Source organism: Paenisporosarcina sp. NPDC076907 (assembly GCF_050269735.1).
Taxonomy (GTDB): domain Bacteria; phylum Bacillota; class Bacilli; order Bacillales_A; family Planococcaceae; genus Paenisporosarcina.
Genome location: NZ_JBNNIX010000003.1, coordinates 1 through 17677, shown reverse-complemented (window position 1 = coordinate 17677; position 17677 = coordinate 1). Strand labels below are relative to the sequence as shown.

The 17677-nt window shown below is 38.9% G+C and carries 16 protein-coding genes; 10 read left to right on the top strand and 6 right to left on the bottom strand.

Going from position 1 to position 17677, the window contains the following annotated elements:
* Positions 1-198 precede the first annotated feature (198 nt).
* Positions 199-1371: a MalY/PatB family protein gene (locus tag ACQKEV_RS11580; protein ID WP_427446273.1), complete on the bottom strand. Its 1173-nt coding sequence runs from the start codon at positions 1369-1371 to the stop codon at positions 199-201.
* A 76-nt stretch (positions 1372-1447) separates the two neighbouring features.
* Between ACQKEV_RS11580 and ACQKEV_RS11575 the strand changes: the two genes are divergently transcribed.
* Positions 1448-1708 (top strand): DUF1871 family protein, encoded by a 261-nt coding sequence (locus ACQKEV_RS11575; protein ID WP_427446272.1) that lies wholly within the window; start codon positions 1448-1450, stop codon positions 1706-1708.
* A gap of 52 nt (positions 1709-1760) precedes the next feature.
* Here ACQKEV_RS11575 and ACQKEV_RS11570 read toward each other — a convergent pair whose 3' ends face one another.
* Together ACQKEV_RS11570 and ACQKEV_RS11565 are read right to left on the bottom strand one after the other, a co-directional pair.
* Positions 1761-1976 (bottom strand): helix-turn-helix domain-containing protein, encoded by a 216-nt coding sequence (locus tag ACQKEV_RS11570; protein ID WP_269926483.1) that lies wholly within the window; start codon positions 1974-1976, stop codon positions 1761-1763.
* 100 nt (positions 1977-2076) lie between these two features.
* Positions 2077-3417 carry a sodium-dependent transporter gene (locus ACQKEV_RS11565; protein ID WP_427446270.1) on the bottom strand — a complete coding sequence of 447 codons (1341 nt, stop codon included), beginning with the start codon at positions 3415-3417 and terminating at the stop codon, positions 2077-2079.
* A 133-nt stretch (positions 3418-3550) separates the two neighbouring features.
* Here ACQKEV_RS11565 and ACQKEV_RS11560 point away from each other — a divergent pair, with 133 nt between their 5' ends.
* From ACQKEV_RS11560 to yugI, 3 genes are all read left to right on the top strand, one after another.
* Positions 3551-4108, top strand: coding sequence for an RNA polymerase sigma factor (locus ACQKEV_RS11560; protein WP_427446268.1), 558 nt, complete (start codon positions 3551-3553; stop codon positions 4106-4108).
* The gene (locus tag ACQKEV_RS11555) at positions 4098-6239 is read left to right on the top strand and encodes a hypothetical protein (RefSeq protein ID WP_427446267.1); all 2142 of its coding nucleotides are present in this window, start codon (positions 4098-4100) and stop codon (positions 6237-6239) included. Before ACQKEV_RS11560 ends, ACQKEV_RS11555 begins: the two co-directional genes overlap by 11 nt.
* Positions 6240-6326: 87 nt before the next feature.
* Positions 6327-6701: a S1 domain-containing post-transcriptional regulator GSP13 gene (gene yugI, locus ACQKEV_RS11550; protein ID WP_016428978.1), complete on the top strand. Its 375-nt coding sequence runs from the start codon at positions 6327-6329 to the stop codon at positions 6699-6701.
* 220 nt (positions 6702-6921) lie between these two features.
* Here the strand turns inward: yugI and ACQKEV_RS11545 are convergent, their stop codons facing one another.
* On the bottom strand, positions 6922-8229 hold the full coding sequence (locus tag ACQKEV_RS11545; protein WP_427446266.1) for a sigma 54-interacting transcriptional regulator: 1308 nt from the start codon (positions 8227-8229) through the stop codon (positions 6922-6924).
* Between the two features lie 140 nt (positions 8230-8369).
* On the opposite strand from ACQKEV_RS11545, the gene pruA reads away from it, so the two are divergent.
* From pruA to ACQKEV_RS11520, 5 genes are all read left to right on the top strand, one after another.
* Positions 8370-9914 carry an L-glutamate gamma-semialdehyde dehydrogenase gene (pruA, locus tag ACQKEV_RS11540; RefSeq protein ID WP_427446264.1) on the top strand — a complete coding sequence of 515 codons (1545 nt, stop codon included), beginning with the start codon at positions 8370-8372 and terminating at the stop codon, positions 9912-9914.
* Positions 9915-10321: 407 nt separating this feature from the next.
* A complete protein-coding gene (locus ACQKEV_RS11535) occupies positions 10322-11515 on the top strand; it encodes an ornithine--oxo-acid transaminase (RefSeq protein ID WP_427446263.1) in 1194 nt (397 codons plus the stop codon).
* Between the two features lie 81 nt (positions 11516-11596).
* A complete protein-coding gene (locus tag ACQKEV_RS11530) occupies positions 11597-12841 on the top strand; it encodes a Glu/Leu/Phe/Val family dehydrogenase (protein WP_427446261.1) in 1245 nt (414 codons plus the stop codon).
* A 116-nt stretch (positions 12842-12957) separates the two neighbouring features.
* Positions 12958-14121: an iron-containing alcohol dehydrogenase gene (locus ACQKEV_RS11525; protein WP_427446260.1), complete on the top strand. Its 1164-nt coding sequence runs from the start codon at positions 12958-12960 to the stop codon at positions 14119-14121.
* 104 nt (positions 14122-14225) lie between these two features.
* Positions 14226-14633, top strand: a complete 408-nt coding sequence (locus tag ACQKEV_RS11520; RefSeq protein ID WP_269926474.1) for a YugN family protein — start codon at positions 14226-14228, stop codon at positions 14631-14633.
* 42 nt (positions 14634-14675) lie between these two features.
* Here ACQKEV_RS11520 and ACQKEV_RS11515 read toward each other — a convergent pair whose 3' ends face one another.
* On the bottom strand, positions 14676-15665 hold the full coding sequence (locus ACQKEV_RS11515) for a cation diffusion facilitator family transporter (RefSeq protein WP_427446259.1): 990 nt from the start codon (positions 15663-15665) through the stop codon (positions 14676-14678).
* A 12-nt stretch (positions 15666-15677) separates the two neighbouring features.
* Entirely contained in the window at positions 15678-16403 is a 726-nt protein-coding gene (locus ACQKEV_RS11510) for an MgtC/SapB family protein (RefSeq protein WP_427446257.1), read from the bottom strand.
* Between the two features lie 142 nt (positions 16404-16545).
* Between ACQKEV_RS11510 and ACQKEV_RS11505 the strand changes: the two genes are divergently transcribed.
* Positions 16546-17454 carry a DMT family transporter gene (locus ACQKEV_RS11505; RefSeq protein ID WP_427446255.1) on the top strand — a complete coding sequence of 303 codons (909 nt, stop codon included), beginning with the start codon at positions 16546-16548 and terminating at the stop codon, positions 17452-17454.
* The last annotated feature ends 223 nt before the right edge of the window (positions 17455-17677 follow it).

Sequence of the window (17677 nt, the reverse complement as noted above, 5' to 3'; positions counted from 1 at the left end):
AGAGTTGCCCCAAAAATCCTGTGAAATTGATTCAAATCTGTTGAATAGCAATAATTTCTAATGAAAAAAAGATTCTTTATTTGCCAGGAGGGAGATAAACGAGTTGTTTTTCTCCTCTCATCAAAATCGACAACTTAATAGGGAGACATGGACTAAGCAATTTCATTGATCATATTGCTGAGCAATCCAATACTTCCTTTAAGTCAATGCCTTTATAAAACGGGCAACCCCATCCTCAAGAACCTCTCTCGGACAAGCGATATTCATTCTGAAAAATCCTGTTCCCGCTTCACCATATTTAGAACCAGGTTCCAAAGCCAGCTTTCCTTTGGTCAACAGTAAGTTCATGATTTCTTTTTCAGATAGACCGGTTTCGCGAGTATCAATCCATAACAAATAGGTACCGTTCGGTTTCGTTATTTTTACGGATGGAATAGCATAGGTTATTTCAGAAATGACATAGTCCATATGTGAAGAAATGACAGTTAATAATTCCTCTAACCAAGGTTCACCATGTTCGTAAGCGGCAGTTAATGCCGTTGCCGCAAATGGACTCAATTCCATTTGTCCGTGAGCTAGCGCATTTTCTTTCAACTGTTCTCGTTTCTCTTCATCCGTTGTAATCATGACAGCAGCTTGTACACCCGCCAAATTAAAGGTTTTTGTTGGAGCAACACAAGTTATAATGCGATTTTCTTCCCCATTTGCTACAGAGACAAGAGGGATGTGTCGATGAGGAGCGAAAACCAAATCACTATGTATTTCATCTGACAAAATCAAGGTATTATATTTCGCACACAAGCGAACAATTTCTGCCAATATTTCTTTTGACCACACCATTCCACCCGGATTGTGAGGATTACATAAAATGAAAAGTTTCACGTCCTGAGATAAATGTTCTTCAAAACTACGTAAATCAAATTCATATGTACCATTTTTTTCAATGAGGAAATTCTCAACCACTTGTCTTCCTTGTTTTTCAGGAATGGAGAAAAACGGGGGATAGACAGGGGAAGAAATCAGAATGCGGTCACCTTTTTGAGTAAAGGTTTCAATAACCGTCGCAATGGCTGGAACTACCCCATGATGAAAGAGCATCCAGTCAGTTTGTGTTTGCCAACCATGCCTTTTATTTAACCAATTTTGCACGGCGGTTTTACATCCTTCACACATGTATGAGTAGCCAAATACTGGATGTTTGAGTCGTTCTTCAAGTGCATCAATGACTGCTTGTGGCGCTGCAAAATCCATATCTGCTACCCACATTGGCAAGATATCTGAAGCATCTTCAATTCCATATATCTTCTCCATTAAATCCCATTTAACTGAGCGAGTATTGCGTCGATCGATTACTTGTTCAAACGAAGTCAAAGTAATTCCTTCTTTCCTTTTTTTATTAATATGTTATCATAGCTCTTATTAAAGAAAAGTAAATAGGTGAAAAATGATGGAAAACTTTGAAATGAATCGCAAAGCAGTGAGGTTGCTTCAATTGTGGGATCCTTTTAATATGGGGATAGATGCTTACGATACGGAAACAGCTGATGTTGTAGCAGCTCTACAAGGAATTGATCACCCTACTGAACTGGCAAAACGCATACAGGAAGTATATGAACATTCATATGAACAATGGATTCCCATAGAACAATGTGTTCAAATTGCCTATAAATTAATAGCGGTAAAATACGAAGCAAAATGCATCGTATAAGCACATCAAAAAAAGAGCTTCCACCAAAATTGGTGAAAGCTCTTTTCGTGTATTAAGAACTAACTTGAAGTCCGTCCAATAAATTAGATGCTGGAACTTCGAGTGCGTTGGATAATTTCAAGATGGTCTGTACAGAAGGGACTTCCGTACCTGCTTCATATTGTTCTAATTTCCCCGCACCAATTCTTGTTTTTAGTGATAAATCTTCTAAAGACATATTACGTTCTTCTCGCAATAAGCGAAGTTGAGTGTGAAATTCATGTTTCATCTTCATGCACTCCTTTCCATCGTAAATCGTATGTTTTCAACTATCTTATCATACATCATAGATATAATTTTTGTGAAATAAGTCGTTTTACAGACAGTTATCAACCTCTAAAAACTGAGATCATGGCATTTAGGAAGACCACGATGATAGCAATCGGAGCCAGATAACGAACAATCAAATGCCAAATATTAAATTTTAAAGAAGAAATATTCAATTCCTCGAAAGTTTCTTGTTTTTTCAAAACGTACCCTGCAAAGATTGAAATCATTAATGCGCCTAAAGGTAAACCAAAAGTATTTGTCAGGAAGTCAGCAAAATCGAAGAATGTTTTCCCGAAAATCTTTACATCCGAAAATACACCAAAAGATAGAGCACTTGGGATACCTACAAGGAAAATAAGCAAACCGTAAATCCATGAAGAACGTTTCCGTTTATCATATGCATTTTTAATTCCCATTGACACTACAGTCTCCAACATCGCTATAGAGGAAGTTAAAGTTGCAAATAACATCAAAATGAAGAACAACAACATAAAGAAGGCACCGAAAGGTATTTGTTCAAATACAGCAGGTAAAATGATAAACACTAAACCCGGTCCTTCATTCGGTGAATAACCGAGTGCAAAAACTGCCGGGAAAATAACCAGTCCAGCCATAAGGGAAATGCCGATATTTAATAATGAGACGCTGAAAGCGGAATTCCCTAATTTTTGTTCCTTTGGCAAGTAAGAAGCATAGGTCATCATTCCGGCTACCCCAACACTAAGAGAGAAGAATGCCTGTCCCAATGCCAAAAGCATAGTTTGTGCAGTAAAGTAAGACCAATCCGGTACAAACATGAATTTAACGCCTTCCATAGCACCGTCCAATGTCAATGAACGAATAACAAGTACTACAAAGAAAATCAAGAGAGCGGGCATCATGATGCGGCTGGCACGTTCAATTCCAGCCTCAATGCCGCCTTGTACGATTAAAATTGTTAGTAACATAAAGACAGCTTGTCCAACTAATACTTCCCATGGGTTGGCAATAATACTGTCGAATAAGTTCGCATAATAACTTTCACCATTATTATTGAGGCTGAACATTAATGCTCTGCCTAAATAAGATAAAATCCATCCACCTACAACACTGTAAAATGAAAGAATAATAAATGAGAAAAAGAACCCTGACCATCCGATTAAAAACCATTTCTTCCCCGGTGCCAGTTTTTTAAGTCCAGTAATTGCATCGGCTTGACCTTTACGTCCAATGACGAACTCTGCAAGCAAAATCGGCAAACCAATCAACAAGGTGCTGATGATAAATAATAAGACAAACACGCTACCACCGTTTGTTCCTGCCATATATGGAAACTTCCATATTGCCCCTAGCCCTATCGCACTTCCAGCTGCTGCGAGGACGAAGCCTATCTTAGATGCAAAATGATCGCGTTTTGCCATGTACTCCAACTCCTTCAATCTTTAAAGATTTTTCTAATTCTACACGAGAGCCGTCGAAAAGAATATAATTTTCTGAAACAATTTGAGGAATTCGTTCGTATAACAAGTAATACATAGAGAGTGAGGGGGCCTCATGAACGAACTTGATTTAATTGAAAGGGCACAAAAAGGAGACAGGGCGGCCTATAGTGACTTAATGAATCTACATCATCGGACCGTTGAAAAATTTGCCTTCCAATGTGGTGTCAAAGCAGATGATATACAAGATGTCACTCAGGAAGTATTCATAAAGCTGTATCGCTTCCTCCATCAATTTCAGCGTGACCGTTTTACCACTTGGTTATACAAAATCACATTAAATGCTGCTAGGGATTATTATCGAAAAGAACAGCGAGAGAAAAACAAAGAAGATAAAGCGCAGGATGAAGAGAACTTTGGAACGAGTGTAAGATCTGCAGAATCGAAAATTTTGGTATTTGAAGAAGATAGAGAATTACATGCAGCCATTCAGTTGCTGGAAGAAAAATATCGTATTCCCATCATATTATTTTATTTTCAGGAACTCACCTATGACCAGATCGGTGATGTCATGAACATTCCGCTAGCAACTGTCAAAACTAGGTTGTTAAGAGCAAAAGAACAACTCAAATCTGCACTTGCATTAAACGGGGGTACCGAATATGGACGATAAGCAATTTGACCAACAGATGAAATTACTTAGCAAGTCGTATAATCGCGTTCCATCTAAATTTAATGCAGATGACGTATTAAATAAAATAGATGCTGAAAATAAAAATTCGCAAGAAGTTCCGGCAGTTCATTCTGTTAAACAATCTAAATGGCAAAAAGTCAGCGTTTGGACTGTCAGTCTTGCTAGTGTATTTTTAATTGGCATCTTGAGCGCATCTTTTTTAAATGATCATGAAAAGCAAAAGTCGAACACAGCCACTGAGTACAATAAAACAGAGATTGCAGAGCTCAAGAAAGACTATCAAAAGGAACGTGAGATAAGACGAAAAATGCTTGGAATGACAAGTGAACAGTTCGATCAATTGAATTTTGTCCAATTTGCGGATAGTGAATTGGCGCGCATCACGCATCCCGATACTATAAAGAATTCGACACTTCCCCTGAAAGTAGCCTACGGTGAAACGATTAAGTATTTACTACTGCCTTCTGAGATGCTAACGAATCTTCCCAATGGAAATGAATTGAATGAAGAAGAGAGTATGTGGTTTACTGAAGAGTTTACTAAAAAAATCGATGATTTAGTGGTTGTCTATAATCAGGTTTTAGCGGACCATAAAGATGTTTTGAGTACTGCCAAAATGAACGGGAAACTGGACGTGGCCTATTTAAATAGCAAGCAGAAAGATTTACCTGAACCAGTGCGGCAAATAATTTTAAATTCTTCACATGAAGGTATTATGATTGAAGTGGCACCAAATGAGAAAGAATACATTGCTGAATTCCAAATGAATGACCAAATCTACAGCCTCTATGGGAGGATTGCTCAACGTGCCATTGATGCATTGGCATTTAAACAAATGGCCCCATTTACGAATGGTGGAGAACTAGTTTACGGCATACAGGAATCTGCATCTATTTTGGATCAATTAGAAATATATCTTCTGAGTGATAAGAACCCCACTGCAACGTATACGGTCATAAAATCCTATTATGAAGACCTTGCCTTTACCTTAATTTTCGGCTCTCCTAATACAGTTACTTTTGAGAATGGGAAAATTAAAGAGGAATATCAATTTGCATGGAATTATTTACTTAGAAATACGAGGGTATCACCAATCAAATATTATATGACACCTGTAGTCGCTTCCTTACGCTCGAATGATTGGGAAGTGAATGAAACTTACAAAATGCTTGATTTCAATGGTTTGAAGGAAGCGTTTCAGCTTGCAGAAACAGGTGAGCTAGCAAAGGTAATGCCGACTGATGAAATGGATTTTGTAGATGTGGTTGAATGGCCAAACTCGGACATACAGCAAAAAATTCATGGTTATTTGAAAAATTCAGGCACAACAAATCCTGATTATGCATTATCGAATTTAACACCAATCGAGTCCGTTCTGTTATTTTCCTATGCTCAGCAAATCGATTTTCCGGATTTAATGTTGGATTTAGTCCGTCCATTTCAAGGCATAGCAACGGTATCGGATATACAGACATTTCTAGGAAACGAAAATATTCTTCCTAATGAAGCAATTACACTTATGTATGACGACAGAATGAGCAGTTATCAATATGAAGAAATTTTTGGCACGATTGAAGTCCAACAGGGAGGACGTACTGTAAAAACAATCTCGCTTATGAAAAACCACCGTGAAGGGGTATGGCAAATCGATTTAGGAGTAACAGTATCCTTCGAAGGTGAACACTTTTACGAACCTATTAACTCGCAGTATACGAACAATATCCAAAGTATTTACGAGGAATTTAAGAAAGAATATAACTACGAACTTATCAATTCAGAAGGTCCAGCTGTCATTGCGGGAATCTATCTGGAAGCATTATATTCAGGGGATGCTGAAACTCAGTATGCGTTGCTAGTGGATGATGAGTATTATATTAAACCCACACGCGAGGAATTTTTGGGTGATTATGTCCATTCTGAAAACGTAATGGATTGGAAAACCCAATTCGATTCTGTTGAGTATATGATTGGAGATTTGCAAGCTGAGCATGATCAAGTAATCTATTTTAATTTGAAGCCAGAATTTCAAACAAACGATGAAAGCCAGAAAGGGTTCCAGTTACGGAAAACCGTAGAAGGCTGGCGTGTCCACTTCATGCCGATGCAGTGAGTCTTTTGAGTAATACTCTAGTTTATGGTATAATCTTCTATGGCCTTAAGGTAGATAGGTATATATCCAAGACTAGGAGCGATTATTATGACTAAGAAGTACGAAGTTGGGGAAGTAATCTCAGGAAAAGTAACAGGCGTTCAGCCATACGGCGCGTTTGTAGCATTAGACGAAGAGACTCAAGGTTTAGTGCACATCTCAGAAATCACATATGGTTATGTGAAAGACGTAAGCGAATTCTTGTCTGTCGGGCAAGAAATCGAAGTGAAAGTACTTGAAGTGGACGAAGAAGCTGGCAAAATCAGCCTTTCGATTCGTGCATTACAAGAACGCCCACCGGTTTTACGTAAAGAAGACAAACCGAAAAAATCATTGCAAGCACGCGTTGATGAGCATGATGCAGAAGGTTTCAACTCTTTAAAAGACAAATTACAAGACTGGATCAAACAATCCGGTCAATGAGAAAAGCGTAAAGCGCCACTCTAGACCGACGCCGGTGTTGGAGGGACCGATTCGAAAGCCTCCTTTCGCTTGAGGGACCGAAACTAAGGTGCGGTCTGGCGCTTGGAGCTAGACAATGAGTAAAAGCGAGCAGACTCCCTGGGAGTCTGCTCGCTTTTTTGATGAAAAATCTTCGAGAAAGATAAAAGTAACACATTGCTATAAGACAGCATATCCTATGTTATTTTCTGATCTTCCGAAGTCGATATTGCAAGTTCTGTCTGCTCATACCCAATGCAACGGCAGCCTTTGTCACATTGCCTTCAAACATCCCCATTACTTTCTGCAAATAGTACATCTCTGCTTCGCGTAAATAATCATCCAGTGGTAGCAAGTCACGATCTGATTGAACGACGAAGTCTTCTGCACGTTTAAGAGGTTCCCGCATTTCCTGCACTTTCAATTTGAAATGAAGCGGCAACATTTCAAACGTCACCATATCCTCTATCGTAAGCATCGAAGCGATTTCATCCAATAAGATTTCTACTTCTTTTAAATTACCAGGCCAGTCATACGAGTGGAAGATGTCACGAACTTCTTCTGTCAATCCCATAATGGCGGATCCGAAGCGAACTCTGTGGCGAGCAAAATAGTCGTTAACAAAAGGATCAATATCTTCTCGCCGTTCACGCAATGGAGGAACGACAATCGTCATGGAAGCAAAGAAGTAATAGAGCTCTTTCAAAAGCTCTCCTGAAGCAATCATGTCCACTGGATCGGCACCGACACTCGCCAGGAACAAATGATTACCTAGAGTTGGATCATTGACCATGTCCAGTAATTGCTGTTGCATTCCTAATGTTAATAAGTCTATCCGTTCACAGAAGATTGTGCTTGCTTCAAGTGCAATCATGTCTTCTTTTAATTTATTGAGAATCGTTGGGTCGGAGTTGTGGCAATATAACGTATAAAAATGGGACAAAGGTGGGGATAATTCATAATGAATGCCTTCAGCCACCAAGTCTTTTCCAGTGCCAGCTTCACCAACAAGCAAGACGGATAAACGTGCCATCGCCGCTTTTTTGGCAGTTGAAATCACATGTTTCATCGATTCGGAAACGGCAGTTATCACTGAAAATGTAATGGGTTCTCCATAACGACGCAACGGCTGATATACTAATCGCTCTAAGGTTGTTACGTCACGAGCTAATTCAACAGCCCCGATTAATTCACCGTTTTCAAATACAGGATGCGTATCATTAATGGTTGTTATTTCATGTCCATTACGATTCCAGTAGGTTTGTTTGACATTCATAACATGCTCTCCACTTTGAAGAACTTTCAAAAGGGTACTTTCCTGTTGATCAAACTGGAATAATTCAAGAAGGGAGCGATCGGCAACATCCTGTAAATCGAGACCTTCAATGTTTTTCATTTTTTCGTTGTATAAAATGGTACGCCCATTCCTATCAATTGCATGGATTCCTACCGAAATATGATCACTTGCAAAGCGATAAAAAGGCAATAATTGAAGATCTTTATCGTTCAAGGGAGGCTCACTCCTAAAGTTTTTTACGAAAATAAGAAATATCACTTGAAAAACGCAACAATCTTTTGCATTATTATAGATGTAAACGAATTAAAAGCGCAAATTATTTTTGCACTAAAATAAATCTTAGGAGGATTCACATGATTCCTTATAAACATGAAGCATTCACAGATTTCACAAAAGAAGAAAACAAAAAAGCCATCCAAGACGGTTATAAAACAGTAGAAGGTTACATGGGTCAAGACTTCCCACTTATTATTGGTGGCGAACGCATTACGACTGAAGAAAAAATCGTTTCTTACAACCCAGCTAACAAAACTGAAGTTGTAGGTTCTGTATCTAAAGCGAACCAAGAATTGGCTTCTAAAGCAATGGACATTGCAGATGCTACATTTAACACATGGAAAAAAGTAAAACCTGAAATTCGTGCAGACGTATTATTCAAAGCGGCAGCAATTATGCGCCGTCGTAAATTCGAATTCTCGGCATTGCTTTCTAAAGAAGCGGGTAAAACATGGGTTGAAGCTGATGTTGAAGCAGCTGAAGCAATCGATTTCCTTGAATATTACGGTCGTCAAATGCTTCGCTTGAAAGATGGTCAACCAGTTGAAAGCCGTCCAGGTGAGTATAACCGTTATGACTATATTCCAATGGGTGTAGCAGTTGTTATTTCTCCTTGGAACTTCCCATTTGCAATTATGGCGGGAACAGCAGTTGCAGCAATGGTTACTGGTAACACAGTATTACTAAAACCAGCATCAACTACACCAATCGTAGCTTACAAATTCATGGAAGTTTTAGAAGAAGCGGGTATGCCTGCAGGAGTTGTTAACTTTATTCCTGGTTCTGGTGCTGAAGTTGGGGACTTCATGGTAGATCACCCACGTACTCGTTTAATCAGTTTCACTGGTTCACGTGACGTTGGTCTTCGTATCTTCGAACGTTCTTCTAAATTATCTGAAGGTCAAATTTGGATTAAACGTGTAATCGCTGAAATGGGTGGTAAAGATACAATCGTTGTTGATAAAGAAGCAGATTTAGAATTAGCTGCTCAATCAATCGTGAAATCTGCATTCGGTTTCAGTGGCCAAAAATGTTCTGCATGTTCACGCGCTGTAATCGTTGAAGATGTATATGATCAAGTTTTAAATCGAGTTGAAGAATTAACTAAAGCTCTATCTGTTGGTGTTCCAGATCAAGATGAGCATTTCGTTGGTCCGGTTATCGATGGCGCTGCATTCAAAAAAATCATGAGCTACATCGAAATCGGTAAAGGTGAAGGTCGTTTAATTGCTGGTGGTACTGGTGATGATTCTAAAGGATTCTTCATTCAACCAACTGTAATCGCTGACTTAGACCCTAAAGCTCGCATCATGCAAGAAGAAATCTTTGGACCGGTTGTAGGGATCGCTAAAGCAAAAGATTTCGATGAAGCGCTTGAAATTGCTAACAATACGGAATACGGCTTAACTGGTGCGGTAATCACAAATAACCGTATGAACCAAGAAAAAGCACGTGAAGAATTCCATGTAGGTAACTTGTACTTCAACCGTGGATGTACTGGAGCGATCGTTGGATACCAACCATTCGGTGGATTCAACATGTCAGGTACAGACTCTAAAGCAGGCGGTCCTGACTACCTGACTTTACACTTACAAGCAAAAACAACATCTGAAATGTTATAAGAGGAACGAAGGCTAAAATCGCGACGTCCTGCTCCTGCGATTACTCGTCGCAAAATGAAGGAAAAAGATATTTTGTCGCAACGCCTTCATGACCCACTTCGTGTGGGCCCAAGCGTAAAGCGCCACTTTAGCTCGACTCCGCCGGTGGAAGAAACGAATCGAAAGCCTGCTTTCGAATGATTTCGGAAGGAAGGCTAAGAACGCCGCGTCCTGCTCCTGCGATTACTCGTCGCAAAATGCAGGGAAAAGATATTTTGCGGCAACGCCTTCATGACCTACATCCTGTAGGCCTAAGCGGCGGTGCGAGCTGGCGCTTGAAGCACATTAACAAAAGCGACATTAAATATAGGCAGGCACATCAGAAGATGCGTCTGCCTTTTTTTGAAAATTTGAGGAGGCGAAACATTATGACAGTTTCACAAAATGTGATTGAGCAAACAGAAAAGTTTGGTGCGCCAAACTATCATCCACTTCCGATTGTTATTTCTGAAGCACAAGGTGTATGGGTAAAAGATCCTGAAGGCAACAAATTCATGGATATGTTATCTGCTTATTCGGCAGTTAACCAAGGACATCGTCACCCGAAAATTATTCAAGCGCTAAAAGATCAAGCTGACCGAGTAACGTTGACGTCACGTGCATTCCACAACGATCAATTAGGACCTTGGTATGAAATGATTTGTGAACTATCTGGAAAAGATATGGCACTACCTATGAATACAGGGGCAGAAGCTGTTGAGACAGCGATTAAAGCAGCTCGTCGATGGGCTTACGATGTAAAAGGAATCTCTGAAAACCAAGCAGAAATCATTGCTTGTAACGGAAACTTCCACGGACGTACTATGGCGGCAGTGTCTCTATCTTCAGATCCTGATTACAAACGTGGCTTCGGACCAATGCTACCAGGTATCAACTTGATTCCATACGGAGACATTGAAACGTTAAAATCAGCAATAACGCCGAACACTGCAGCATTCTTGATTGAACCAATTCAAGGAGAAGCAGGAATTGTTATTCCTCCAGCTGGATTTATGAAAGCAGCTCGTGAACTTTGTCGTGAAAATAATGTACTGTTTATTGCCGATGAAATCCAAGCTGGTCTTTGCCGCACAGGTAAAATGTTTGCGTGTGAATGGGAAGATGTAGATCCAGATATGTATATTTTGGGGAAAGCACTAGGTGGAGGAGTGTTCCCTATCTCTTGCGTAGTTGCCAACAAAGAGATTCTTGAAGTATTTAACCCAGGATCTCATGGTTCAACTTTCGGTGGAAACCCAATGGCTTGTGCCGTATCGATTGCTTCTTTGAACGTATTAGTAGAAGAGAAGTTAGCAGAACGCTCTGAAGAACTAGGAAACTATTTCAAAGATGCTCTGACAAAAATCGAACATTCTTCTATTAAAGAAGTACGTGGCCGCGGATTATTTATCGGAATGGAACTTAACACGGCAGCACGTCCATTTTGTGAAGAATTAAAAGAGCTTGGACTTTTATGTAAAGAAACTCATGATACAGTGATTCGTTTTGCTCCACCATTGGTTATAACAAAAGACGAATTGGACTGGGCAATTGAAAAAATTCAAAAAGTATTCAATAAATAATTTTTACTGTTAAAAAATAAAAATAAATATGTTACAATGATTGCGACGTAATCATTATGAATAAAGAGGCGAAACTATAAAATGGCTGAAAATCTAAACCTGTTCACATCAACACAAGATGTTATTCAGGACGCTCTTAACAAACTTGGATATGATGAAGGAATGTTTGAACTTTTAAAAGAACCGTTACGTATGCTTGAAGTGCGTATTCCTATTAAAATGGATGATGGTAAAGTTAAAGTTTTCACGGGTTATCGTGCTCAACATAACGACGCTGTAGGACCTACTAAAGGTGGCGTACGTTTTCACCCGGAGGTTTCTGAAGATGAAGTGAAAGCATTATCGATGTGGATGACATTGAAATGTGGAATCGTTGATTTACCTTATGGTGGTGGTAAGGGCGGAATTATTTGCGACCCTCGACAAATGTCGATGAACGAAATTGAAAAACTTAGTCGTGGCTATGTTCGTGCGATTAGTCAATTTGTAGGTCCAACTAAAGATATTCCAGCTCCAGATGTATTTACAAATTCACAAATTATGGCTTGGATGATGGATGAATACAGCCGAATTGATGAATTTAACTCACCAGGTTTCATTACTGGTAAACCAATTGTTCTTGGAGGTTCTCAAGGACGTGAACGTGCGACAGCACAAGGTGTAACAATCTGTGTAGAAGAAGCTGCAAAAAAACGTGGTATCGATATGAATGGGGCGCGAATAGTCATTCAAGGTTTCGGTAATGCAGGTAGTTTCTTAGCTAAATTCATGAGTGATGCTGGAGCAAAAGTAATCGGTATCTCAGATGCATACGGAGCTTTGCATGATCCGAATGGTTTAGATATTGATTATTTACTGGATCGCCGTGATAGTTTTGGAACTGTAACTACTTTATTCGAAAATACAATCTCAAACCAAGAGTTGCTAGAATTGGATTGCGACATCTTAGTGCCAGCTGCAATTGAAAATCAAATTACAGCTGAAAACGCACACAATATTCGTGCGAGCATTGTGGTGGAAGCTGCAAACGGTCCAACAACAACTGAGGCAACAAAAATATTAACTGATCGTGGTATTTTACTTGTTCCTGACGTTCTTGCTAGCGCAGGCGGCGTAACAGTATCTTATTTTGAGTGGGTTCAAAATAATCAAGGGTACTACTGGACGGAAGAAGAAGTAAATGAGAAACTTTATAAAAAAATGGTAGAAGCATTTGAGAATGTATACACGGTTGCTACAACACGTAATATTAACATGCGCTTAGCTGCATATATGGTGGGTGTTCGTAAAACTGCTGAAGCTTCTCGCTTCCGTGGCTGGGTATAAAAATATAGCGTCTTGTCTCTTTGGAGACAAGACGCTTTTTCAATGCAGATTAAGCTCTTTTCTTTGATTTTATATGTGAATATGCACATAATACTCAATAGAGGAGCGTGATATAAATGAATGCATTTTCATTTTATAACCCTGTTAAATTGATTTTTGGAAAAGGGCAACTTGAACAAATTAAACAAGAATTACCTACATACGGCAAAAAAGTTCTAGTCGTTTATGGCGGTGGAAGTATTAAGAAAAATGGTCTTTATGAGGATGTTATGTCCACTTTAAAAGAAGCTGACTTGGAAATTTTTGAATTGAGTGGAGTAGATCCGAATCCACGTATTTCAACTGTCCGAAAAGGCGTGGAGATTTGTAAAAAAGAAAATATCGATGTATTACTTGCAGTAGGGGGCGGTTCTGTCATTGACTGTACGAAGTTAATCGCTGCTGGTGCAAAATATGAAGGTGACGCATGGGACTTTGTCAGCCGTAAAGCAGTGCCAGAAGCAGCACTTCCATTTGGTACCGTGTTGACTTTGGCTGCAACAGGTTCTGAAATGAATTCGGGGTCGGTCATTACTAATGAAGAAACTCAGGAAAAATATGGTTGGGGAAGCCCGCTAGTATTCCCTAAATTCTCGGTGCTTGATCCTGCTTATACTTTTTCAGTTCCGCAAGACCAGACAGTATATGGAATTGTGGATATGATGTCTCATATTTTCGAACAATATTTCAATAACGCAACGAGTACACCCGTGCAAGATGAAATGTGTGAAGGTGTTTTAAGGGCGATTATGGAAACTGCACCAAAACTACTAAACAATTTACACTCGTATGAACATCGTGAAACCATTCTCTTCTCCGGAACAATTGCTTTGAACGGAATGTTGCAAATGGGATACCGAGGCGACTGGGCAACTCACAATATTGAACATGCCGTATCGGCAATTTATGATATCCCTCACGCAGGTGGTTTGGCTATTCTATTCCCTCATTGGATGCGCCATAATATTAAAGTTGACCCTGAACGTTTCGCAAGATTGGCTGTTTATGTATTTGGAGTAGAGCCGGAAGGTAAGACGGTTGATGAAATTGCGAACGAAGGAATCGATAACTTACGCGCTTTTTGGACTTCACTTGGAGCTCCAGAGACACTTGCTGACTATAACATCGACGATTCTAAAATTGAATCGATGGTTGAAAAAGCAATGGTTTACGGTCCATTTGGAAACTTTGTACCTTTAGAAGCAGACGATGTACGCGCTATTTTAAAGGCTTCACTATAAGCACTGATAAAATATTTGGGCTCATGATGGATGTTTTCTTTTTTAGTCACGAATAAAACCATACACCTCCTGTCCATTCTAATAGAAGACGGGAGGTTTTTTAATTGATAGAACTTAATTCTTCATTAGAAGGAAAACGTTTTGAAAAAGGTCACCTTGAAGAGTTTTTAACTAGCCATGGATTTACTGTAGGTGGTGGTTGGGATTACGACCATGCTTATTTTGATTACGTGTTTCAAAAAACACCCTATTATGATGTCTTGCGAATTCCGGTCACGGTGAAAAGTGGTGATTTTGAACAGGCTTCTGCTAAATTGGAATGTGGCGTTCCTTTTTTATTACGACATTGTTATCAATATGGAATTGATGATGAGAAGGATGCTCTTTTTGGAATTGGTGGAGGATTGCTGAACCAATTTCAAAAACCAACGGATAAAGATGCTCCAATCAGTAACAAATTAGTTGTTCAAGGTGTAGAATTGCTGAGAACTCTCGATAGTCGTTTGCAATAAGAAAAGCCCCGTTTCAAATGAACGGGGCTTTCGCTTTGCAATTTATTGTGGTGGTAATTGATCTGGTCGATTGTTCACGTGTTTCCAGTGAGTGACACCATCGTCTTCATCAAACGAAATCGTTACATCTTGAACACCTTGTTGATGAAGAATTAAATCAACTAAATGATCACGGATATCATCAGCCTCTGCAAAAGAGATAGAAGAGTCAACTTCAGCAACAAGTTCTACATGTAGAAACTCGCCTTCTTTAATAACGGAAAGTTTTTGAATATCTTTGACATCTTTATGTTCAAATACTAGATGAGCAATGTGATTTAGCATTTGTTCATCTGTTTCGCCAATTGCACCTCGAGCGTTTTCAAGGAATACGCGTCCTACAACATAGAACATCATTAAACCAATCATGATAGAGGCAATGCCCTCTGCTTGTAAAAAACCAGTAAAATGAGCGATTAAGACGGCTACAAAAGCCAAAATCCCACCAGCGGTTGCCACTAAATCTTCCATAAAGACTAATTTAGTGGCAGGCTTAGCCCGATTTAAATGAGTGAACGCAAGAGTTAATGGAGCCAATCCTTTAGCTTTTGGAACACCAGCTTCATGCAGAACTTCTTTAGAAGCTTTAAATAATACAAATGTTTCTAATAAAATTGCGATAGCTAGAACACCAAGAGTAATTAATAAACCGCCAGATTTTGCTGGATGTTGAATATGGTGCCATCCTTCAATTACAGTTTCATAAGACAAAATTCCAACTATTAGTACAGCGCCTAAACAGACTAAATTGACTACTCTTCCAAAACCATTTGGAAATCGTGGTGTTGGAGCTTTTTTTGATAAAGCTGAACCAATGAAAACGAAAAACTGATTGGCTGCATCCCCGATTGAGTGCATCATTTCTGCGAACATGGCTACATTTCCAGTGAAAAAGAATGCAAAACCTTTTAATACGGCAATAATTGTATTGACAATAGCCGCCAATAGCGATGGTTTGTTTCCATCTTTAAGTAAAACGAAAAAATCTTTCATAATTTCCTCCTATTAAGTTAAAATTTCTAGTTCGACTCGATCAATATATGAAAGAGAATGGATACTGTCGTAGATGGTAAACGAATTATGCTTTGGTAAAGTTGATAAGCGTAATTCTACTTCGTGTTTTAAACGATGGTCGGAAAGAGGTACGTCTTTAATACGAAGACTTTCTACTACAATTCCTTCTGATTTAATAAAAGTAACTAATTGTTCAATTGAACCAGTTTCAGAAATCAGAACCTTCATATATACTTCTTTCATTCTAAGACGTTTTGGGCCAATCTTCGAAAGAAGCGGTGGTAGTGCTTCAATTCCAACCAGTACAATAAGTACACAAATCGTTGCCTCTACATAAAATCCTGCCCCGACAGCGATTCCGATAGCACCAGCACCCCAAATCATAGCAGCTGTTGTTAACCCGGTAATACTGTCATTCCCTTTCCGAAGAATTACCCCGGCACCCAAGAAACCGATTCCACTGACGATTTGTGCAGCGAGGCGCAATGGATCCATTGTAATATTCACTCCGTCTCTGCTTTCAGCCATATAAGCTGACTCAATAGAGATGTAAGTAAGCAAACAACTGAAAGTGGCAATAACCAAACTTGTCTTCAATCCTACGGGCTTCTTCTTAAGTTCCCTCTCAAGACCAATAATTAAACTTAATAATGCCGCTAAACCCAATTTCATTAAAATTTCAGTATGTACAAAACCGTCGATAATTATTTCCTCCATTGAAATCCTCCTTTATCAGAACATGAAATCTTACTTGCGTTGATCGTGTAGACGTGAAACAATTATGAAGGATTAATTATATAGTACCTTTTTTTATAAAGTATTTTCAATTTTTCAGAGGGTACAGAGAGAAGTGAACTTCATGGAAAAACCACCAATTCACCCTTGGATTCCAATTGCTATTGGAGTCATCGCAGTTTCCATGTCTGCAATCTTTGTGAAACTTGCAAATGCGGACGCGGGGGTAATAGCTTTTTATCGTATGTTATTTTCAGTATTAATTATGTCACCAGTTTTCTTTTGGAAATACACGTCCGAAATTAAACGATTAACAAAAAGAGATTGGACCTTTTCATTAATTGCCGGGATCTTTTTGGCTTTTCATTTTATCTTATGGTTTGAATCTTTAAATTACACATCGGTGGCCAGTTCAACTGTGTTAGTAACTTTACAACCTTTATTTGCTTTTGCCGGTACCTATTTCTTTTTTAAAGAACGATTATCATTAAAGACCATTATTTCTGGAGCAATTGCGATCGGTGGGTCCATTCTAATAAGTTGGGGTGACTTCCAAATCAGTGGAAGTGCATTGTATGGAGATGTATTGGCTCTCATTGCTTGTGGACTTGTCACAGCCTATCTCTTATTCGGGCAGGATGTTCGAAAAAGACTGTCCTTGGTAACATATACATTTGTGGTTTATGGAATTAGCACAATCACGCTCTTTTTCTATGTATTAGTAAAAGGTGAATCCTTTGGGCCTTATCCGGCGGATGATTGGTTATGGTTTATCTTATTAGCAATTGTTCCAAATCTATTAGGTCATACTTTTTTTAATTGGTCTTTAAAATATGTTTCAACGAATATTATTTCAATCGCCATATTATTTGAGCCAGTTGGTGCGGCTATTTTAGCGTTTTATATCTTCGATGAATATTTAATCACAACTCAGATCATCGGGGGAATCATTGTGATTGCAGGTATAGTGCTGTTTGTAGCGGACTTTAAGAAGATAATTAAACTTTTTCGTAAAAAACCTCTTGATTTGTAAATCAAGAGGGTGTATATTAATACTTGTCCTTCGAAAGCGAAGAAAAATATTTCAAAATAGTTATTGACTTTGATTTCGAATGAAGGTATATTAATAAAGTTGCTAAATTGATTGCAACGAAATAAATAAAAAGCAAAACTTTTTGTTGACATGACAAACTGGATTTGCTAAGATATAAAAGTTGCTGTCGCGAGAGTGACCAACGAAATGAACCTTGAAAACT